Consider the following 21,944-nt stretch of genomic DNA (forward strand, 5'->3'; position numbering starts at 1 on the left):
CAATTACCCCAAAACAAACAATGAACTTCCTAGCACACATATACCTTTCTGATGAAAATGACATGATAAAAATTGGCAACTTTATGGCCGATGGAATTCGAGGCAATGATTATATGAATTATCCAGAAGAAATTAAAAAAGGAATTCTACTTCATAGAGAAATAGATACTTTTACTGATGCACATCCAATATTTAGACAAAGTAAACATCGGCTTCACGAACGATATGGACATTATTCAGGTGTAATTATTGATATTTTTTACGATCATTTTTTAGCCAAAAACTGGGAAACTTATTCTAAAGTTCCATTAGCAGAATATGTCGCTAATTTCTACACCTTATTAGATAACAATTTCAACATTCTTACCACAAGAACCAAAAAATTACTACCTAGTATGGTCAATCAAAATTGGCTATTAAGTTATGCTACAATAGAAGGCATCGGTACAATTTTATATCAAATGGATTACAGAACAAAGTTCAAATCTAAAATGCAATATTCTGTAGAAGAATTACAAATTTTCTATCAAGAATTTGAAGAAGAATTCACACTCTATTTTGAAGAAGTTAGAAAAATGAGTTCAGAAAAACTAATGAATGATTAGTGTATTTTTTAATTAAAACCTAACTTCGCAGAAATTACAAATTTTCTAATGTCTACGAAGAAAAACAATCCAATTATCCGATTTTTAGCTAAAAGCATTAAACGTTTAGAACGATTTGTTTTTATTTTAAAATCACTCGTCACTCCTAGACAGTTCATCTACTTTTCTTGTGTTCTAGTAGGAGTTTCCTCTGCTTTAGCAGTAATAGTTTTAAAAACATTTGCACATTGGGTTTATAACTTATCTCAATATTCAGATCGTATTTTCCATTTACCTTATAGCAATAGTGTTTTACCTGTTATCGGAATTCTTTTAACGGTTCTTGTTGTTAAAAAAATATTAGACGGATCCATTCAAAAAGGAACATCTCACATTATGTATGCTGTAGCTAGAAAAGGAGGTTTTATGCCTTTCAAGCAAATGTATTCTCAAATTATAACGAGTTCATTCACTGTTGGACTTGGAGGTAGCGCTGGACTTGAATCACCAATTACCATTACTGGAGCTGCATTTGGGAGTAATTATGCTCAAAACTACAGACTTTCTCAAAAAGACAGAACATTATTATTAGCATGTGGTGTTGCTTCTGGTATTGCGGCAGCTTTTAACGCACCAATTGCTGGTGTACTTTTTGCAATTGAAGTTGTTCTAGCCGAAATTAGCATTACTGCATTTATACCTATTATGATTAGTGCTGCAACGGGTGCTTTAGTTTCTACCATCATTCTAAATGAAGATATATTATTGAGCTTCAAACAAGGAGATGCATTAGATTATCATAACATACCTCACTATGTTTTCTTAGGATTATTAGCAGGCTTTGTTTCCATCAATTACGCACGTACTTTTAGAAAAATTGAGACCTATTTTTCCAATTCTAAACTAGGTAATTATAAAAAAGCACTTTATGGAGCTTCAATATTAGCTGTTTTAATTTTCTTTTTCCCTTCTCTATTTGGTGAAGGATACGAAAGCATAAAAACAATAGCCAATGCACATCCTGAAAAACTACTTGAAAATACATTATTAGACGGCTACAAATCGAACAGCTGGGTATTACTTGGTTTTGTAGGTGTTACCATGATGGTAAAAGTATATGCTACTGGATTAACACTTGGCTCAGGTGGTAATGGTGGTAATTTTGCTCCATCCTTATTTGTAGGCTCCTATTTAGGCTTTTTTGTAGCAAAGCTTTCTAATTTAATTGGCATTACCAAACCTTTATCGGTTAGTAATTTTACATTAGTAGGAATGGCTGGTGTATTGAGTGGTCTTTTTCACGCTCCATTGACTGCTATTTTCTTAATTGCCGAAATTACTGGTGGCTACAATTTAATGGTTCCTTTAATGATTGTCTCTTCCGTTAGTTTTGCTATCTCAAAACGTTTTGAACCTTATTCTTTCGATATAAAGCATTTAGCAGACAAAGGAGAAGTCTTTACTGCCAATAAAGACAAGAACATATTAACTTGCTTGCATTTATCTAACTTCGTTTTAACAGATTACAAAATAATTAAAGAGTCCAATTCTTTAGAAGATTTAATTGAAATTATTAAACATTCAGATGATATTATATATCCTGTATTTAACGAAGAAAAAGAATTTTTAGGTTTGATTTATTTGGATGATATACGGTCTATAATTTTTTCATCTTTCAAAATAAAACATACTTCAACACATGAAGTTACTAAAGCTCCTAAGGAAATCGTTTCAAATACTGACACGATTGAAATAGTTATGGATAAATTTGAAAAAACAAACACTTATATTTTACCTGTTTTCAAAAATGATATTTTCATTGGTTTCATTAATCGAAATATGATATTAGAAAAATATAGAAATCAGTTAAGAGATATGATTATTGAGTAATTTTTTTTGTATTTTTCATTTTTTAAAAATTAAAACTATTCCCACATGAAAAAAGTAATTCTTTTTCTTTTTCTTTCATCCGTTACTACCAATCTTTTTTCTCAAGAAAAAGAAGTTGATTTTAATAAAGAACAATTCTTAAAAGAAATTAGTGAAAACGCTTGTAAATGCATTGATTCCATTGATACATTTGATAAAACAAAAGAAATAACAGCTGAAAATATTAGCCAATGTATTGACAAACAAGTTGTAGCTTACCAAATGGGATTAAAAATCGCAGATTTAAACATAAAAAAAATTGAAGAAGAAGCAAAAACTGCTAATAGTAAAAAAGAGATCAACATCAATATAAACTCAAATCCCAACTCTAAAGAATATAAAGAGTATTATTATGAATTAGAGCGCTATTTAACCGATAATTGTAACGCATTAAAAACTAAAATAAATAGTAATGATAAAGTAGGAGCCAAATCTCTTTCAACAAACGATCTTGCATTAGAATATTACAATAAAGGAATAGCAGCCTCAAAAGAAGAAAATTTTGAAGAAGCAATAAGTAATTATAAAAAAGCAGTAACAGTAGATCCAGAGTTTGCTTTTGCCTATGATAATATGGGTATTTGTTACAGAAGATTAAACAAATATGAAGAGGCAATAAAAGCTTATGAGAAATCCCTCAAAATAGATCCTAATGGTTCAATGCCCCTTCAGAATATTGCAGTAGCATATATTTACAAAAAAGAATACAAAAAAGCAGTAAAAGCTTATGAAAAACTAGGAGAATTACAACCTGACAATCCCGAAGTATTTTTCGGAATCGGATCAGTTTACACACAGTACATAAATGATATTGAAAAAGGCTTAGACAACATGTGTAAAGCTTATATTATGTATATTGCTATTAAATCTCCCTATAGAACAGATGCAGAAAAGTACATTCAAGTATTATATAGCGAATTTAAAAAACAAGATAAATTAGAAATGTTTAATGCTATTTTAGAAAAGCATAAAATTAAAACTAACTAAATCAAACTAAAAGACAAGTAGCAATTTTACTACTTGTCTTTTTCACTTATTACTATTTACTTCGTTTTCTCACCAACAAAATAATCGCTTGAGTTTTTAAACAATACATTAAAAGTAGTTAAACTACCATAAATTCGAGTAATATATTGTTGTATATCTATTTTTTCGCTTTGTTCTAAGTTACTGGAGTTAATTTTTTGTTCCATAACACGAACTCTATCTCTAACCATAACTATTTTATTAAAAAAAGTATCAATTGGTACTTCTTTGTTTTGCGTTTGTGTTCCTGGTTCTAAAATCATTTTACCACCTTTCCATTTATCTGCAATAGAAACTTTCGGACCTATATCACTATATTTTTCTAATACACTTTTAAGCATTTTTTCTACTTCAAAAAAACTGACTGTATCTACCTCGTCTTCCACAGCTTCAATAATTTCAACAACTTCATCTAATGCTATTGTCTCTACTCCATTTTCTATAAAGGTTACCCAATAATACTTTGAAGTAACATTTGTAATAACTCCTACTCCATTTTCTGGATGTTTAATTCTCGAACCTATTCCTAATAATTTCATAAGACTGCTAATTTTAAAAACCAAATATATTAAATTTGTAGTATAATTTTATAAAATGGATACTTTGGATATACAGAATTTTAAATTTTCGATGCCTTTAAACATTCGTTGGAATGACCTTGACCCTTTAAATCATGTTAATAATGTATTTTATTTTGAGTATTTCCAAATTGGACGTGGTCATTATATGATAGATGCTAGTAAACAATGGGATTGGGCAAAAAACATGTTTGTGATAGCACATATAGAATGTGATTACTATAAAGAATTAAAATTAACAACAAAAGAACCGTCTATTAAAATTAGAACAACCTCTTTAGGTTCTAAAAGTTTTGAAATTGAATACCTAATTACCAGCCTAGACAAAGAAGAAAACGAAACAATTCATGCCAAAGGAAAAAGCGTGCAAGTACTAGTTGACGCTACTATTGGAAAATCGATCGAAATCCCAGATTGGTTAAGAAATGATATTACTAATTATGAACCGAGCTTAAGTACAATTTAATTATATTCAAAAAACTAATTTTAGTACTCTAATTCAAATAATTATCATTCTATTTAATTCTAATATGTTAAATGTAATCTACTAGTTCATTAGCATTTATTCTTGTAAAATTGTATCTTTGCACTTTGCCAAAAATTATGCTAAATACAGAAGATACAATTGAAATTATAGGTGCGAGAGTACATAATCTTAAAAACATTGATGTTATAATTCCTCGTGAAAAATTAGTAGTTATTACTGGTTTATCAGGTTCCGGAAAGTCATCACTTGCGTTCGACACCATTTATGCAGAAGGACAACGTAGATATATTGAAACGTTTTCTGCATATGCAAGACAATTTTTAGGAGGCCTAGAAAGACCCGATGTTGACAAAATTGACGGACTTTCTCCTGTTATTGCTATAGAACAAAAAACAACAAGTAAAAGCCCACGTTCAACCGTAGGGACAATTACAGAAATATACGATTTCCTTCGTCTTCTATACGCTAGAGCTGCCGATGCTTTTAGTTATAATACGGGAGAAAAAATGGTTTCTTATTCTGACGATCAAATAAAAAAATTAATTCTAGATGATTTTAAAGGTAAAAGAATAAATATTCTTGCTCCTGTAATTCGATCTAGAAAAGGACATTACCGAGATTTATTTGAGCAAATTTCAAAACAAGGCTTCTTAAAAGTACGAGTAGATGGTAAAATTCGTGATTTAGAAGTTGGGATGAAAGTCGATCGTTATAAAGTGCATGATATTGAAATTGTTATTGACAGAATGGCAATTGAAGATGATGAAGACACCAACAAACGACTTAACGAAAGCATCAACACTGCCATGTATCATGGTGAAGATATTTTGATGATTATAGAACAAGAAAGCCAAGAAGTTCGTTATTTTAGTCGTACTTTAATGTGTCCTACTTCTGGTGTTTCCTATCCAAACCCAGAACCAAACAACTTCTCGTTCAACTCTCCAAAAGGAGCATGTTCTAATTGTAACGGATTAGGAACTGTGAATGAAATTAATTTAGCTAAGATTATTCCAAATCCAAAGTTATCAATCAAAAGTGGTGGTTTTGTTCCACTTGGAGATTATAAAAACTCATGGATTTTCAAACAATTAGAAATCATAGCTCAAAAATTTGATTTTAAAATTACCGACCCTATAGAAACTATTCCTAAAGAAGCTTTAGACATGATTCTTTATGGCGGAAATGAGAAATTTTCTGTGGTTTCTAAAGTAATGGGAATTACCAAAGATTATAAAATAGATTTTGAAGGAATATCAAATTTTATAAAAAATCAACATGACGAGAGTGGATCTACTTCAATAAAACGTTGGGCTAAAGAATTCATGGATGAAAATGATTGTCCAGAATGTAACGGTACGCGTTTAAGGAAAGAAGCCTTATATTTTAAGATAGATGGCAAAAACATTGGTGATTTGGTTCAAATGGATATTTCTGAATTATCAGAATGGTTTGCTACTTTACCACAACATTTATCAGAGAAACAATTAGTAATTGCTACCGAAGTAATCAAAGAAATTGCTTCACGCTTACAATTCCTATTAGATGTTGGTTTAAATTATTTATCACTAAATAGAGGCTCAAAAACACTTTCGGGTGGAGAAGCACAACGTATTCGTTTGGCAACTCAAATTGGATCGCAATTAGTTGGTGTATTATATATACTTGATGAACCTAGTATTGGTTTGCACCAACGAGATAATGAACGACTAATAAAATCTCTAGAAAGTCTTCGCGACATAGGAAACTCTGTCATTGTTGTTGAACATGACAAAGATATGATAGAAAGAGCCGATCATGTAATTGATATTGGTCCAAAAGCAGGACGTTTTGGTGGACAAATTATTAGCGAAGGAACTCCACAAGAAATACTACAACACAACACTATTACCGCTCAGTATATGAATGGTAAAATGAATATAGAAATTCCTTCAACGAGAAGAGAAGGTAATGGAAAAACATTAAAACTTTCTGGAGCAACTGGTAATAATTTAAAAAATGTAACCGTAGAATTTCCACTTGGAAAACTAATTTGTGTTACAGGAGTTTCTGGAAGTGGAAAATCTACATTAATCAACGAAACGCTTTACCCAATTTTAAATGCACACTTCTTTAATGCTGTAAAAAAACCGCAAGCCTATAAAAAAATTGAAGGTCTCGAAAATATAGATAAAGTTATTGCAATCGACCAGAGTCCAATTGGTAGAACACCAAGAAGTAATCCTGCAACATATACGGATGTATTCTCTGAAATTAGAAATCTATTCACACTAACTCCAGAAGCACAGATTAGAGGTTACAAACCTGGACGTTTCAGTTTCAATGTTAAAGGAGGTCGTTGTGAAACCTGTGAAGGTTCTGGTGTAAGAACTATTGAAATGAGTTTTTTACCTGATGTTTATGTTGAATGTGAAACGTGTCAAGGAAAACGATTCAATAGAGAAACATTAGAAATTAGATATAAAGGAAAATCAATATCAGATGTATTAAGCATGACAGTCGATGAAGCAGTCGATTTTTTTGAAATGATACCGAAAATATACCGAAAAGTAAAAACCATTCAAGATGTTGGTTTAGGATATATTACACTTGGACAACAAAGCACAACACTTTCGGGTGGAGAAGCACAACGTGTTAAACTTGCGACAGAGCTTTCTAAAAAAGATACTGGAAATACTTTCTATATTTTAGACGAACCAACAACAGGTTTACATTTTGAAGACATACGTGTTTTAATGGATGTAATCAACATTTTGGTCGATAAAGGAAATACCGTTTTAATCATAGAACACAATTTAGATGTTGTAAAACTAGCGGATTACATAATAGATATTGGATATGAAGGTGGAAAAGGTGGCGGACAACTTGTTGCCAAAGGAACGCCTGAAGAAATTATCAAAAACAAGAAAAGTTATACCGCTCAATTTTTGAAAAAAGAATTAAATAAATCATAATGAAAAACGTACTCTTTCTTTTTATACTATTAAACTTTTCTATAGGTTTCTCGCAAACTGAAAGCCCTGAAAAAATAGTTCAAATACAACTTGAAGCCTATAACAATAGAAATATAGACGCTTTTCTTGCTACTTATGATGACAACATCAAAATATATGATTTCCCTAATACATTAAGTTACGAAGGGAAAGAAAAAATGAGAAAAATATACTCTTCTCTATTTAAAGAAGTCCCTAATTTATTATGTGAAATCAAAAAACGTATCATTATTGGTAACAAAGTTATAGATGAAGAATATGTACGTGTGAATAATGAATTTGTTAGTGCTGTTGCTATATATGAAGTTAAGAATAATAAGATAATCAAAGTAACTTTTATCCATTAATTGTCTTTTAAAAATTCTATAATTATCAAAAAAGAACTATCTTAGCAAGCTTGTTTAATTTTAAAAATATGAAAAGAAGATGGCAATAGATCAATACGAAAACGAAGATCACAGAATACAAGAAAAGTTTAAACAAAAAACTTGGAACGAGATAAGAACTAACGATTCATGGGCGATTTTCAAAATCATGTCTGAATTTGTTAACGGTTATGAAGCAATGGGAAGAATTGGTCCTTGTGTTTCAATATTTGGTTCTGCTAGAACAAAACCAGAAGATAAATATTATTTATTAGCTGAAAAAATCGCATACAAAATAAGTAAAGGTGGTTATGGAGTAATTACTGGTGGTGGTCCTGGAATAATGGAAGCAGGTAACAAAGGTGCTCATTTTGGAGGAGGAACTTCTGTAGGTTTGAACATAGAATTACCCTTTGAACAACATTTCAATCCCTATATTGACAGAGATAAAAACTTAAATTTTGATTATTTCTTTGTTAGAAAAGTAATGTTTGTAAAATACTCTCAAGGTTTCGTAGTGATGCCTGGAGGTTTTGGAACATTAGATGAATTGTTTGAAGCAATTACATTAATTCAAACTAAGAAAATTGCAAAATTCCCTATAATCCTTGTTGGTACAGAATTCTGGACAGGATTGATGGATTGGGTAAAAACAGTACTTTTAGAAAAGTTCAACACAGTTAGTGCACACGATTTGGACTTATTTACTATCGTAGACAACGAAGATCAAGTATTAGATGCGTTAGATAATTTCTACAAAAAGTATAATTTATCTCCAAATTTCTAAAAACAACAAAGGCTGCCTTTTCAGACAGCCTTTTTTTATTTCTTCTTTACTTTACAGGTATTAATTCCAAAAAGGGCATAAAGTCCACAAAACTGAAGCGATGATGTAATTATCATTATCAATCCAAAACCAAGAGCAATCCATTTAATTATTCCTTCAAACGAACCCGAAAGCCCTAATATTATTGCTATTATTCCAATAATAATACGAAGAAAACGATCTCCATTTCCTACATTTTTTTTCATATGTGTAAAAGTTTTATTGTTTAATGGTTACTATTGTTTTTAAATTATTCAACTAATTCTCAACTGGCTTCCCTTCGGCTTTCCAATCGGTTATACCTCCATCTAAATCTACAATTGTTGTAAAACCCAATTCTTTAAGTTTTGTTGCAGCTCTTCCACTTCTCCCTCCCGACTTACAATATACCATTACTGGTTTTGTTTTATCTAAAGCCGCTATTTTTTGTTCAAAATCATCTAACTTTATATCAATGTTTTTTGCATTGGCTAAATGTCCAGAATTAAATTCTTCGGCCGTTCTAACATCGATTAACTGAACCCCATCATCATTAAGTTTTTGTTCAAAAGTAACAGTATTGGAAAGTGTTACTCCTTCCGTTTGCGACTTTATACAAGCAGTTGTTGCCAAAAATGCAAGACCAATAATTGCAATTCTAAATTTCATACAAGTTTATTTTTTATTAAATATACAAAAAAATTAATTCATTTGTCCTCTAATTATTGAAACCAAGTCATTTGCTCCAACAACTCCAGATTGCCTCCACAACACTTTACCTCCCTTAAACAAAATTAATGTAGGTACACCTCTAACCATAAACTCACTTGCTAAATATTGATATTGATCTACATTAATCTTTATAATCTTCACATCATCCTTTAATAATGATTTTGTTTCTTGAAGAATTGGAGACATCGTTTTACAAGGTCCACACCAATCAGCATAAAAGTCTACTAAAGTCAATTGTTCTTGTCCAATTAGTGCATTAAATTTCTCAATCATAATAATTCTATTTTATACGAAAGTACAAAAAATCAATCTTAAAAAATGTAATCTAAGTTACATAAGTCAACAACTTCAATACCAAAAAGATTCCGTACCTTTGCGCAAAATACAGCATTAATGAAAACATTTCAAGATTTCGATTTACCAAAATCGCTTCAAAAAGCAATAGACGAATTAGGATTCGTAAACCCTACACCTATTCAGGAAAAATCGTTCTCTGTAATTCTATCAGGAAGAGATATGATGGGAATTGCACAAACAGGAACTGGAAAAACATTTGCGTATTTATTACCTATTTTAAAACAATGGAAATTTCAAGATAATGAATCTCCAAGAGTACTAATACTTGTTCCAACAAGAGAATTAGTTGTTCAAGTTGTTGAAGAAGTTGAAAAACTTACAAAGTACCTATCTGTTCGTTCACTAGGGATTTTTGGAGGTGTTAACATTAATACGCAAAGAAAAAACTTAGCTGATGGTGTTGATATTTTAGTAGGAACACCAGGTCGTGTAATGGATTTATCTTTAGACGGTGTTTTACGTTTTGATAATTTACAGAAATTAGTAATTGATGAATTTGATGAAATCTTAAACCTTGGTTTCCGAGTTCAGTTAACTTCAATTTTGTCAATGATGAAAAGCAAAAGGCAAAATATTATGTTTTCTGCTACCATGACGGAAGATGTAGATGATGTATTAGATGAGTTTTTCGAATTTCCAGAAGAAGTATCTTTAGCACCAAGTGGAACTCCATTAGAGCAAATTCAACAGAAGTTATATCATATACCCAATTTCCTAACAAAAATAAACCTTATTAAGCACATTTTAAGCACAGACGAAACAACTGATCGTGTTTTAATATTTGTTAATAATAAAAAATTAGTTGATGTTGCTTTCGAATTATTGAATGAAGATTTTCCAGATCAATTTGGAGTAATTCATTCTAATAAAACGCAAAATTATCGTTTAAGTACGATGGCTAATTTTCAAAACTCAAAATTAAGAGGAATCATTACCACAGATGTAATGGCACGTGGATTGGATATTTCCGATATTAGTCACGTAATCAATCTTCAATTTGCAGATAGTCCTGAAAAATACATGCACCGTATTGGTAGAACTGGTCGTGCAGACAAAGAAGGTATTGCAATTAGTTTTGTTGCTCCTTATGAAGAGGAACAACATCTTGCTGCAGAAACCTTGATGAACAAAGAAATCGAAGTCTTCGAAATGCCAGAAAACATTGAAGTTTCTGAAAAAAGATTAGAGTTTGAGAAAGATAAGCGTAGATTCAAATCTATTGGTAAAAAAATCAATACCGATGAGAGAGGCGCTGCATTCCATGAGAAAAAAGATAAAAACAAAAAGGTTAACCTAGGGGGTCCTGGAAAAACCAAACCAAGAAAAACAGCACCAAGAAACAGAGCTGTTGAAGCAAAAAAAGCAGCGAAAAGAAAAAAGAAATAATTTTGTAATAAAAACTCATGGCGAACGATTTTCTACAAGACCAACAATTTAATGGCACAATTTTCAAAGAAGATGATATAAAATATAAAGAATTTGAAAACTGCCAGTTCGTAAATTGCGATTTTAGAAACTGCTACTTTACAAGTGTCTATTTTATAGATTGCACGTTTACCGAATGTAATTTTAACGATACAAAAATAAATTATGTTTCGCTTCGTGGTGTAGCGTTTTTTAAATGCGATTTTACCAATGTAAATTTCGCCATGACAGACCAAGTTATTTATGATTTTCATTTTACTGATTGTCTTTTGGACTACTCCAAGTTCTATGCATTAAAATTAAAAAGAATTAGCTTTTCAGGTTGTAGTTTAGTTGCTGCCGATTTCATGAAAACCGATTTAACTGAAGCCATTTTTGATCACTGCGATTTACGTAGAACAGTTTTCATAGAGACCATACTCAATAAAGCTGATTTTACAACTAGTTTCAATTATGCGTTCGATCCTGAAGTAAATAAAATAAAAAAAGCGCAATTTTCACTTGAAGGATTACAAGGCTTACTTCACAAATATGATATTGTTGTAAAATAATCTATTGTCCTTTTTACTACTTTATTTCTTGTAGCATTTTTTTATATTTTAAAAATTGCTACAACTTCTGTAGCAAAAATGCTTTTTAAAAAAATTGCTACAAAAAAGCAGACAACTTATAAACAAGAAGTAAAACGAAACCATTAAGAACAAAACACAAACTACTCTTCAATTAATCTTTTTCGATGTTCTAAACCCCATTTATATAACTCTTCAATAGCTGGATTTAGTGTTTTCCCATACTCCGTTAACGAATATTCTACAACAACAGGAACAGAATCATACACTTTTCGTTGCACCAATTGATTCATTTCTAGTTCACGAAGTTCCTTAGACAACATTCTATCTGTAATTTTAGGTATTTCTCTACCCATTTCACTAAAACGTTTATTACCATAAGACAGTGAAATAATAATGGGCAATTTCCATTTTCCACTCAAAACATAAAGCGCATCTTGAACAGGTTGTATGATCTTTGTACAAGTACACTCTTTTTTTATTTCTTTTACTTCTTCTTTAACTATCATCTTCTGTTCAAAATTTATTTCTACTATACCAAAGTATAGCACTATACTTTAATATAGTACTTACTTTTGTAAAGTAAATATACTTAAATTTGTATTATAAACGATAAAATAAAAAAATGAGCTTACTAGAAGATTTAAAATGGAGATATGCTACTAAAAAAATGAATGGTGCTATCGTTCCACAAGAAAAATTGGACTACATATTAGAAGCCGCTCGATTAGCTCCTTCATCATCAGGATTACAACCTTATAAAATTTTCGTCATTTCAAACGAAGAACTAAAAAAGAAAATTCAGCCTGTTGCATGGAATCAGAGTCAAATAGTTGATGCTTCGCATTTATTAGTTTTTGCAGCTTGGGACGATTATACACTTGATCGCATTGAAGATGTTTTCAATTATACAATGGATGAAAGAGGGTTACCACATAGCACAATGGATGAGTATAAAAAAACACTTTGGAGTTTATATGAACCATTAAGCACAGAATCACATGCACATCATGCCGCGAAACAATCCTACATTTCATTTGCTTTAGCAATTGCTGCTGCAGCAGAACAAAAAGTAGATGCAACACCAATTGAAGGTTTTGTACCTCCAAAAGTTGATGAACTATTAGAACTTGATAAACAAGGACTAAAAAGCACATTGATATTAGCTTTAGGTTATAGAGAAGAAGAAAACGATTGGTTAGTCAATATGAAAAAAGTAAGAACTCCTAAAGAAGAGTTCATTACAGAAATCAAGTAATCTTTCTCTAAATTGATATTTTTATAAAACACTCAAAAACTTCGTTTATTCTTTTAAACGAAGTTTTTTTATTGGGTTTTAATTGTAAATTTGAATACTACTAACAAATTACATCCTAAATGAAAACACACAATTACAAAATCAAAGTAGAATGGACAGGGAATTTAGGAGAAGGAACACTCGATTACAAATCGTATAATCGGAACCACAACATTGTTGCCGAAGGAAAATATACTGCAATAAATGGTTCTTCCGATCCTGCTTTTCTAGGAGATCCAACAAAATACAATCCCGAAGATTTATTTTTATCATCAATATCGTCTTGCCACATGCTTTGGTATTTGCATTTGTGTTCGGTTAATAAAATTATTGTCACTACCTATATTGACAACGCTACTGGAACAATGGAAGAAACAGCAAACGGATCAGGAAAATTTACTACCGTCACTTTACACCCAGTTGTAACTATAACCGATGAAAAAATGGCACAAAAAGCGAATGATCTTCATGAAGAAGCAAACAAATTATGTTTTATTGCTAATTCTTGTAATTTTAAAATAGCGCACAATTCGAAAATTATAGTTAAATAATTGTATCGCTATATAAAATGGAAGAACGAATTTTTAAGACAGAAGAACAAATTAAAAAACGTATTGAATTTTGGTTTTGTAAATACTATGGTAAGACAAAATCTCAATTTAATGGTTCAGAATTATTTACTTTTTTTGATTTAATAGAAAAACCAATACAGAAAAGCATATTACTTTTAATCAAGTTAAACGAAAATGAAATACCTGTTTTAGTTCTAAAATGTACAGACTCCTATATTATTAATACAACCGAAAGATTCATAAAAACAAATCAAATAGAATCAGAATTCATCTATTATTCCCACTTTAAACATCACGAAGGTTATAAAATATTAGATCAAAACAAAGTACCCTATTCTTTGGTGAAAAGTATAAAAACAGAGGACTATTTTGAAGAATTTGGAATTAAAATACAAGACGGCACAACTGTCTATTGGACAATTCCAACAGCAGAACCTGGCTTTGCATTTTGGAATATTACAAAAAAATGTAGCTTAATCGGGCGAAAGTACACAACAGTAATACAATAAAAATGAACACAAAACCAATCATAGACTATTTCTCCAAGATATTACCATTAAATACAGCAGAAAAAGCAATTGTTTCTGCTAAATTCAAAGAGCGAAAAATAAAACGCAGACAATTCATTCTTCAAGAAGGCGATGTTTGTAAAGTAAATACATTTGTAATAGAAGGCTGTTTCAGAATGTTTATGGTAGATGAAAATGGAAAAGAGCACAATTTACAATTTGCTATAGAAAATTGGTGGATTGGAGATATTGGAAGTTTTCATTCTGAAGAACCCAGTAAATTCTATATTGAGGCACTCGAAAACGCAACCATTTTACAAATCCAAAAAGAAGATCAAATACGCTTATTTGTCGATTATCCTAAATTCAATCTTATTTTTAGAGTGTTCACAGAAAACGCATTAATCAGTTGCCAAAGAAGAATTATACAAAATATTAGTTCCACCGCTGAAGAACGTTATCTTGACTTTGAAAAACGATACCCAAGTCTTTTCAACCGAATTTCCAATGTACAAATTGCTTCTTTTCTTGGCGTAACTCCTGAGTTTCTAAGTACTATTCGCAAAAGAATCGCACAATCTTAAACTACATTAAGACTTTTTCTTAAACTAGATTATAAGTAAGTTCCCTAGCCTCTTCGCATCTTTGTAATGAAATAAAAACAGACAAAGAAATGAAGAAATTATTCCTATTGCCTACAATCATTTTACTTGTAGCAAGCTGCAAAAACGAAAAATTAACGGAAACAAATACTATTATGGAAAAACAAGCAAAACTAGAAATTGAAAAGATATTAATGGATTATAAAGAGACATTAAACACCTCTAATGCAGAAAAAGCAACCGCACTCTATACAAAAAATGGCATTTTTATGCCTTCCTCTGGACCATCTGCTATAGGAAAAGAACAAATCAAAGCATCTTATGATTTTGTTTTCTCTCAAATTCAATTAAATATTGAGTTTTATATTGAAGAAATAACGATAGAGAATAATTTAGCCTTTGCTGTAACCAGCTCAAAAGGAGAAACACTAATTCATGCTACAAAAACAACAATTCCAGAAGAAAATAGAGAACTATTCATTTTTGAAAAAGAAAATGAAACTTGGAAGATAGCCCGATACATGTTTAATAAAACGAAATAATATGAATCATTCAATCCATAAAATTAGTGCGCTAGGAAGGTTTTCATTTTTTATACCCATGGTTATTTTTGGACTATTCCATTTCATGAATGCCAAAGCAATGGCGGGAATGGTTCCTATTCCAGGAGGTGTTTTCTGGATATATCAACAGGTTTTGCGCTAGAAGCTGCAGGAGTAATACCAGTTATGATTTGAATTTACTGTAAAAGAAAATGATGATTTTTTTCTTGATATAAAATAGAAAATCAAAGCATAGCATCGTTACGTTTTTATTTTATATTTTATATCGAGGAAAAAAGGGTGTTTTATTGCAGTAAATTCAAGTGATAAATGGTATAAGCATCAGTATTCAAAAATTTGATGATTGGGCAAGTTTACTCTTAGCTGTCTTATTAATATATATTTGCAATAACAATTAGCTTACCTGGTGTATTATCTGGAGGCGAAATGGTACAAATGTACACGACCAATCTATTAAAAGATATGGCTTTAGCAGGAGGAGCTTTGCTTTATTTAAATTCGTTAAATAAAAAATAAAGAGCACAAACCAACTATTTCAAAAGTAGCCTTCGTTTGTTAATTCAAATGAAGGCTACTTTTTGTTTTCATGTTATCACATTTTCTTACTATAAATTCTTATTTTTACCGTTATAGATTGACACAATAACAGAAAACACCATTATAAAAAATGACTTGCACTTTTTATTCTCATAAAATAGGCTTCAATGACCTTTTAAAAATAATAGAAAAAACGATTCCTAATGTTATAATAATAACCAAAAACGAAGAAGGTTCTTCAATTGCAGAAATTTCATCAAAAGAAGGGTTATTAAAGGCTTCTAAAAAAATAAAAATCACTTATAGAGAAAGAGAAACACCTTCATTCCAAATTCCTCAAGTTAGTGACAGTCCACTAACTGATAATTTAAAAGGACTTTATGGATATATAGATTCATTACCTACAAAAAATGAAACGATCAAAAATCTTTTCTTACAAAAAATCACAACATTAAATAGCGAATTTTCAATTGAAGAAACAAAAGGAATACTTCCAGAATTAAAATCTGCCATTGAACAATTAGCATTAGAATTTGATGCCATTCTTTTTACACAACCTAACACCATCATTAGCAAAGTAAAAACACAACATTTCTTAGATAAAAATCTAGAACTTATTATTGACACAGAAGGTAATTGTGAAATTGAAAAATTAGAAGTTTTCATTGAATCAAAATACTACGATACTCCTGAAAATGAAATTACAACCGATCAATTGGATAGAAAAGAGAAAATTGAGGCTATTTTAAAAGAGAAAAACGTAAAGATTAATAAAAATCTACCATGTGTAGAATCTGAAAAAGAAACTACAATTCGTACTCCAAAAGAAATAGCGCAAAGAGTATGTATTTTGGGTATTACAAACATGGTGGCATTTAATTCTATTTCGGGACAAGAGGCTTTCGATTATATTAAAGAACACCAGCTTGAAGAATGGGTTACTCCAAAAGAGTTTGAGTTTCTTGCAAACCCTACAGAAGAGAGCAAAATGTATGAAACATGGAAATGTGAAGGTATTTACACTTTAATGTGGGTTTTAAATTATATTGACAACCTTGCTTTCCCTAATGTATTATGCGATTTAAACGCGATTCCTTACGAAAATTATCCAGTAGGACCAGATAAAAACCCTAACGATTTTATTAATAGCATAACAACTTCTCGCTCTAAAGAAGAGATATTAGACATGGCCGATTTGTACTATCGTTTAGACTGGGCATGTGTTGATGCTCGGATCAATCAAAGAAATATAGAAGAGGTAAATCCTAGTATTGTTTACGAACGCCATTATACCTTAAATTGGTTAATTCAATTTAGAAACCAAGATTGGGACGATGTTACTTGCGATACCTAGAAAATCTACACCTGTCAGGTTTCTAAAACCTGACAGGTGTAAGCCATACATTTTACATTATTTTGAATGGGCTCCCTTCTAATTAGTCCCTCTATCATTTTTTTTCATAACACAATATGCAACACCTATCCATTTTTAAGTCAACCACTAATGAGATGCTTTCAGCATAACAACTTTGTGGATAGTTTTTTTTAAAAACACAATAAGTAATCTTACGCTCAATATTTACGCACAAACTTGTCTCCTTGTAAAGGGTCGCATTCGCTTGGTATTATAATTTCTGAGCTTTTAAAAAAATGATCTGCAAGAAAACTTCCATAACAACCACTCCCATCTGTTCGAGTGTTTTTTATGAAATGCGAACAGCAATTTCATAAAAAATGTATCGAGGACTCGTGTACTAAAAACAAAAAACGCTCAAAAAAACAGGTAGAAATACCTATATTAATTTATGTTATTAATTTTAAATTTGTTAAACAAGCATTAGCAACAACAAATAAATTAACAACATATGAAAGAACTAAACCTTAGTCAACGAATGCACGAAGTGTGGAAACACACACAACGAGGACTCGTTTATCCATCTCCACATGCTATTTATGCAACATTTTGGTTAGAAAGGACACCTTCTCGTAAGGAATTAGCTAATCTTATGGCGACTATACGTTATAAAATCAATACCGATGAAAATCTTAAAAGTAGAAATACCTCCTTAATAATGGGTGTCTCTTTTTCTAATTGGGAAAAAATTTCTAAAGAAGAAAAAATGCCGTTACCGAAAGGAATGACATTGAACTACCCCAAAGTAGACGATAAAAATACATCACGTGTTTTTGAAGAATCAAAAGGAGCTTTCCAAGATTCTAATGGTAGCTTGTGGTTTCATATTAAAAGTGATGATAAAGAAGCCTGCGAAATTGTATTGAAAGATGTTGTTGAACTACTAAAAGAAGAAACAAAATCCTATTACGCACAAGAAGCAGCTTCTAAATCTACACAGGAAGATGGAATGAATGGAAAAGTATTAGGTTGTCGCTTTTCTGAAAATTTAAACAATCCCTCCGACCCTATTTCAATTGCAAAACATAGCTTGGTAGGTGGTGAAGATATGAATCACTTTGGAGCTTCCTTTGTGTTAGCACAACGCTTCCTGATTAATTGGGATCAGATTAACATGATGACCGAAAGTCAAATTGAAGATTTAATAGGTAGAAAAACAAACGATACTATTATTCCAGACCGAGATACACGTTCTCATATTAAAAGTGCTCGATTACAAGACGAAAACGGAAACACAACACCTATCTTACGATTAGGACTCCCTTTTGGTCAGGCAAAACAATCCTCATATGGATTTAGAGTTCCAAAATCAGTGACAGCTTCCGATGAAGAAGGAATCTATTTTGCTGGTTTTAGTAAAGACGTTAAAATATTAGAAAACATATTACGCAATCAAATTGGACCAGAAGCTGGCTTCATGAATGACCGTTTGTTTAACAATTTGCATTCCGATTTGGGTGGCTTCTTCTATATTCCAAGTCTTGACGATTTAGGATTACATGAAATCAAAACTTACTCTAATGATTTTTCTTATTTTGATAAAGGAGATTGGTCGCGATTCCCAGGAGTAGATTGGAATCGATTGGATCGACATTTCAAAAAAGCTTCCGATAATGGTTTAATGTATTACAACCATAAGAACTATTTGTTCACAATGTCTACAGGAATCGGTAGAGATAACGATTATTTCAAAGTGCCAACAACACGAACGTTGAGCTTATTAGAAAACATCTTTTCCTTATGGCAAGACAACTGGTATTTTAACCGCAAACAGGAAGAGATTAAAAACGACATCCGTTATTATATACAAGAATTAAAAGCCGAAGACAAGCCAGCAGACATCATGAAAGAATCGATTATGGTTCGAAAAGGATGGGCTATTCGTTTAAGCTTAAATCTATTTACTTCCGAAGATTACGGTTTTAGAGGGAGAAGAATCAAATTAAACAACGGAGAAATAATTCCATACAACTCCTACAGAGAAAAAGAAGGTGAAGTTATTTATGGTTCTGATACCTATCGCATTTCCCCAGAAGAAATCATCGTAGGAGCCATGCCAAACCTTTCCTTGGGTGAAGGTAGATACATCATGAAATACCTATCGGAACAAGAACGTTTAGACGGATTTTTAGCCAACTTAAGTGAAGCCTCAGGTGTTGGTCACGTTATTCCTCATTATGAAAAAGCCCTAAAAATGGGTTTAACAGCAATGAAAGAAGAAGTTTTAGCCTATGAAAAGAAAGCAAAAGACAACAAAGATTTATACCGTTCTGCATGGTTAGCACTTGAAGGAATTTCAGAATATTGTTTAAATTATGCCGCATTAGCACTTAGAACAGCTAAAAAAATGGCAGAAGGACAGCAATGGGAAAAAGACAACTTGGAAGCCATTGCCAAGCGCATGACCAAATTAGCTACCGACAAACCCGATACTTTTGTTGAAGCCGTTCAATTTGTATTTACATTACACAATTGTTTGCATTTAAACGGAGAACCAACAGCCTTAGGTCGTTTAGATGAATGGCTATTACCTTTCTATGAAAAAGAAGGTATTTCATTAGAAGAAGCACAGGAAATTATTGATGCTTTCTATATCAAATTAGACGAGAAAGTGCAACAAAACAGAATCTTCATGGAAGACCATCAACCGTTTGGAAACTTAGCGATGGGTGGTAGTTCTGGACCTTATCCACAAGGGGCTTCCTTAGGACAATGGATCCAACAAATTACTGTTGGAGGAACCGTAGCCGACGGAACCATCGATTTTTCGAAAACCAAACCAGCCTATAGCGATCTTACCAAAATATTCATTCGTTCTTCTGGACGCTTGCCTTTAAACGCTCCTTGTTTATCATTAAGAACGCGAAAAGACATGCCAGACGACATTCTAGAAGATGCCGCTCATGCTGTGCTATCTGGTGGTGCGCATCCTATTTTATTAAACGATGAAAAAATTATTGAAGGTTTATATCAAAGTGGAAATAATGTAGGTGGAAAACTAGGTAGCGAAGTAAAAACATGGCAACCTGCTGTAGCCATGCGATCTGCTCAAAATTATGCTTGTGATGGATGTTATGAACCTCAATTTCCTGGTGAAAACTGGTTCTCTTTAGGTGGATTTTCAACACTGCAACCTTTAGAATGTGCCTTGAATCAAGGGCGCACCTATTCTTCTGCTGGACAAGGTTATTTGTTTGGACAAAAAGTTTCTATGGACACCAAACCAGCCGATCAAATAAAAACCTTTGACGAATTATTAGCCCTTTATTTTCAACATTTTGATTTATTAAACCGAAAAGCATTCAATGGTCAGTTAATGAGTTATGGTGCTAATACTAAATTTTGTCCCTCACCTATTTTGAATGTTTTAGTCGATGATTGCTTAGCAAAAGGACAAGATTTTTATTATGGAGGTGCAAAATATAACATTTACGGACCGTGTTATATTGCATTGAGTTCTACCATCAACTCCTTATATGCTATTAAAAAAATGGTATTCGATGAGAAAACAGCTGTAACTACATTACCTGAATTATTAGAATGTTTGTGTTGCGATTGGGGATACAAAATGACAGAACCATTCATTAGTAATTTAGCTGGAGAAACCCGTATTGGAGAAAGTTCTGATCGTTTTAAACGATTGCGAGAAGTAGCTTTAGAACAACCAAGATACGGAAGGGGCATAACCGAAATTGATGAATTAGGAAATGAAATTGTAGAACGAATTGCCAACTTATCGGTACAGAATTTCACAGAACCATGGCCACAATTCTATGAAACTTTAAAAAACATGGCGAATACCTATGGTACAGAAGAGCATCCTTTTGGAATTCAAATTCAACCAGGTGTTGGAACTTTTGAAAACCATGTAGAAATGGGAGCTTGGAATGGTGCAAGTGCAGACGGACGTAGATTAGGAACAACTGTTGCTTCCGATTTAAGTGCAGCACCAAGTATGTCCGATCTTTCAATAGAACACCAATATGCTGGTTTTGAAGAAGCCTTAGCTGGATTTGAAGGAAAAGGAACCGATTTAATGTGCGACGGAGCACCCACCGATTTTAATATTGATGAAGCTTTCCCTGCAAAACGCTTACAACAAGTTATGCGTCAATTTGCTAACGGACATTCGTCTAACATTTTAACAGTAACCGTTGCCGATCCAAATACTTTTGGAGACGCTGTAACACAACCTGAACAATACGATTTATTACGTGTTCGCACAGGAGGTTGGACAAACTTCTTTACCTCTGTTTTTCCTATCATTCAGGACCAACACAGAAGAAGACCCGTTTCTACTCCTAACAATGTAGTAAAAGAAGAAACTGCCAAAGCAGCAAAAGCAGCAGGTTGTCCGTTTCATGAAAAAATACTAGAAGGATAATCATTTCAAACTACCTTATAAATAAGTAGTTTCTAAAATAATAGACTAAAAGCAAAGAGGGATTTTTTCCCTCTTTTGTTTTTTCCATTATACTTTATAGCGAATACCATTCCTTCAATTCATACTTTATATGCAACGTTCCGAGAATTAAAAAGTATGCCTTATATTTGCTTGATTGATTTTGGATAATCTCCATTTCTAATGACTACAAACCAC

General features: G+C 31.8%; 22 protein-coding genes. 17 read left to right on the plus strand and 5 right to left on the minus strand.

The window, feature by feature from the left end:
• Nucleotides 1-20 precede the first annotated feature (20 nt).
• Genes L2Z92_RS19600 through L2Z92_RS19610 form a run of 3 tightly spaced genes read left to right on the plus strand, consistent with a single transcriptional unit; the run spans nucleotide 21 to nucleotide 3,500 of the window.
• On the plus strand, nucleotides 21-605 hold the full coding sequence (locus tag L2Z92_RS19600) for an acyl carrier protein phosphodiesterase (RefSeq protein ID WP_236456412.1): 585 nt from the start codon (nucleotides 21-23) through the stop codon (nucleotides 603-605).
• 48 nt (nucleotides 606-653) lie between these two features.
• Entirely contained in the window at nucleotides 654-2,474 is a 1,821-nt protein-coding gene (locus tag L2Z92_RS19605) for a chloride channel protein (protein ID WP_236456413.1), read from the plus strand.
• Between the two features lie 45 nt (nucleotides 2,475-2,519).
• On the plus strand, nucleotides 2,520-3,500 hold the full coding sequence (locus L2Z92_RS19610) for a tetratricopeptide repeat protein (RefSeq protein ID WP_236456414.1): 981 nt from the start codon (nucleotides 2,520-2,522) through the stop codon (nucleotides 3,498-3,500).
• Nucleotides 3,501-3,556: 56 nt separating this feature from the next.
• Here the strand turns inward: L2Z92_RS19610 and L2Z92_RS19615 are convergent, their stop codons facing one another.
• Nucleotides 3,557-4,078, minus strand: coding sequence for a hypothetical protein (locus tag L2Z92_RS19615; protein ID WP_236456415.1), 522 nt, complete (start codon nucleotides 4,076-4,078; stop codon nucleotides 3,557-3,559).
• A 55-nt stretch (nucleotides 4,079-4,133) separates the two neighbouring features.
• Here L2Z92_RS19615 and L2Z92_RS19620 point away from each other — a divergent pair, with 55 nt between their 5' ends.
• From L2Z92_RS19620 to L2Z92_RS19635, 4 genes are all read left to right on the plus strand, one after another.
• Complete coding sequence (locus L2Z92_RS19620) at nucleotides 4,134-4,583, plus strand: acyl-CoA thioesterase (RefSeq protein WP_236456416.1); 450 nt, start codon at nucleotides 4,134-4,136, stop codon at nucleotides 4,581-4,583.
• Nucleotides 4,584-4,720: 137 nt separating this feature from the next.
• Complete coding sequence (gene uvrA, locus L2Z92_RS19625; protein WP_236456417.1) at nucleotides 4,721-7,558, plus strand: excinuclease ABC subunit UvrA; 2,838 nt, start codon at nucleotides 4,721-4,723, stop codon at nucleotides 7,556-7,558.
• On the plus strand, nucleotides 7,558-7,944 hold the full coding sequence (locus L2Z92_RS19630) for a nuclear transport factor 2 family protein (protein WP_236456418.1): 387 nt from the start codon (nucleotides 7,558-7,560) through the stop codon (nucleotides 7,942-7,944). The genes uvrA and L2Z92_RS19630 overlap by 1 nt, the downstream gene beginning before the upstream one ends.
• Nucleotides 7,945-8,023: 79 nt before the next feature.
• Nucleotides 8,024-8,749, plus strand: coding sequence for an LOG family protein (locus L2Z92_RS19635; RefSeq protein ID WP_236456419.1), 726 nt, complete (start codon nucleotides 8,024-8,026; stop codon nucleotides 8,747-8,749).
• A 35-nt stretch (nucleotides 8,750-8,784) separates the two neighbouring features.
• Here L2Z92_RS19635 and L2Z92_RS19640 read toward each other — a convergent pair whose 3' ends face one another.
• The 3 genes from L2Z92_RS19640 to trxA are packed head-to-tail and all read right to left on the minus strand — an operon-like array spanning nucleotide 8,785 to nucleotide 9,772.
• Nucleotides 8,785-8,994, minus strand: coding sequence for a YgaP family membrane protein (locus tag L2Z92_RS19640; protein ID WP_236456420.1), 210 nt, complete (start codon nucleotides 8,992-8,994; stop codon nucleotides 8,785-8,787).
• A gap of 52 nt (nucleotides 8,995-9,046) precedes the next feature.
• On the minus strand, nucleotides 9,047-9,436 hold the full coding sequence (locus tag L2Z92_RS19645) for a rhodanese-like domain-containing protein (protein WP_236456421.1): 390 nt from the start codon (nucleotides 9,434-9,436) through the stop codon (nucleotides 9,047-9,049).
• A gap of 33 nt (nucleotides 9,437-9,469) precedes the next feature.
• Nucleotides 9,470-9,772 carry a thioredoxin gene (gene trxA / locus L2Z92_RS19650; RefSeq protein ID WP_236456422.1) on the minus strand — a complete coding sequence of 101 codons (303 nt, stop codon included), beginning with the start codon at nucleotides 9,770-9,772 and terminating at the stop codon, nucleotides 9,470-9,472.
• A gap of 120 nt (nucleotides 9,773-9,892) precedes the next feature.
• Here trxA and L2Z92_RS19655 point away from each other — a divergent pair, with 120 nt between their 5' ends.
• Together L2Z92_RS19655 and L2Z92_RS19660 are read left to right on the plus strand one after the other, a co-directional pair.
• Nucleotides 9,893-11,242, plus strand: a complete 1,350-nt coding sequence (locus L2Z92_RS19655; RefSeq protein ID WP_236456424.1) for a DEAD/DEAH box helicase — start codon at nucleotides 9,893-9,895, stop codon at nucleotides 11,240-11,242.
• A gap of 17 nt (nucleotides 11,243-11,259) precedes the next feature.
• Entirely contained in the window at nucleotides 11,260-11,832 is a 573-nt protein-coding gene (locus L2Z92_RS19660; protein WP_236456425.1) for a pentapeptide repeat-containing protein, read from the plus strand.
• Nucleotides 11,833-11,993: 161 nt separating this feature from the next.
• Here the strand turns inward: L2Z92_RS19660 and L2Z92_RS19665 are convergent, their stop codons facing one another.
• The gene (locus L2Z92_RS19665) at nucleotides 11,994-12,359 is read right to left on the minus strand and encodes a winged helix-turn-helix transcriptional regulator (RefSeq protein ID WP_236456426.1); all 366 of its coding nucleotides are present in this window, start codon (nucleotides 12,357-12,359) and stop codon (nucleotides 11,994-11,996) included.
• A gap of 116 nt (nucleotides 12,360-12,475) precedes the next feature.
• Between L2Z92_RS19665 and L2Z92_RS19670 the strand changes: the two genes are divergently transcribed.
• The 8 genes from L2Z92_RS19670 to L2Z92_RS19705 all read left to right on the plus strand — a co-directional run bounded on the left by L2Z92_RS19670 (nucleotide 12,476) and on the right by L2Z92_RS19705 (nucleotide 21,728).
• A complete protein-coding gene (locus L2Z92_RS19670) occupies nucleotides 12,476-13,108 on the plus strand; it encodes an NAD(P)H-dependent oxidoreductase (protein ID WP_236456427.1) in 633 nt (210 codons plus the stop codon).
• Between the two features lie 119 nt (nucleotides 13,109-13,227).
• Nucleotides 13,228-13,698: an OsmC family protein gene (locus L2Z92_RS19675; protein ID WP_236456428.1), complete on the plus strand. Its 471-nt coding sequence runs from the start codon at nucleotides 13,228-13,230 to the stop codon at nucleotides 13,696-13,698.
• A gap of 17 nt (nucleotides 13,699-13,715) precedes the next feature.
• Entirely contained in the window at nucleotides 13,716-14,228 is a 513-nt protein-coding gene (locus tag L2Z92_RS19680) for a hypothetical protein (RefSeq protein WP_236456429.1), read from the plus strand.
• Between the two features lie 2 nt (nucleotides 14,229-14,230).
• Nucleotides 14,231-14,812 (plus strand): Crp/Fnr family transcriptional regulator, encoded by a 582-nt coding sequence (locus L2Z92_RS19685; RefSeq protein WP_236456430.1) that lies wholly within the window; start codon nucleotides 14,231-14,233, stop codon nucleotides 14,810-14,812.
• 89 nt (nucleotides 14,813-14,901) lie between these two features.
• On the plus strand, nucleotides 14,902-15,372 hold the full coding sequence (locus L2Z92_RS19690) for a YybH family protein (protein ID WP_236456431.1): 471 nt from the start codon (nucleotides 14,902-14,904) through the stop codon (nucleotides 15,370-15,372).
• Nucleotide 15,373: 1 nt separating this feature from the next.
• Entirely contained in the window at nucleotides 15,374-15,535 is a 162-nt protein-coding gene (locus L2Z92_RS19695) for a hypothetical protein (protein ID WP_236456433.1), read from the plus strand.
• A gap of 525 nt (nucleotides 15,536-16,060) precedes the next feature.
• A complete protein-coding gene (locus L2Z92_RS19700; RefSeq protein ID WP_236456434.1) occupies nucleotides 16,061-17,284 on the plus strand; it encodes a DUF4272 domain-containing protein in 1,224 nt (407 codons plus the stop codon).
• A gap of 511 nt (nucleotides 17,285-17,795) precedes the next feature.
• Nucleotides 17,796-21,728: a Dyp-type peroxidase gene (locus L2Z92_RS19705; protein ID WP_236456435.1), complete on the plus strand. Its 3,933-nt coding sequence runs from the start codon at nucleotides 17,796-17,798 to the stop codon at nucleotides 21,726-21,728.
• The last annotated feature ends 216 nt before the right edge of the window (nucleotides 21,729-21,944 follow it).

Source organism: Flavobacterium jumunjinense, from assembly GCF_021650975.2.
GTDB classification, from domain to species: Bacteria; Bacteroidota; Bacteroidia; order Flavobacteriales; family Flavobacteriaceae; genus Flavobacterium; species Flavobacterium jumunjinense.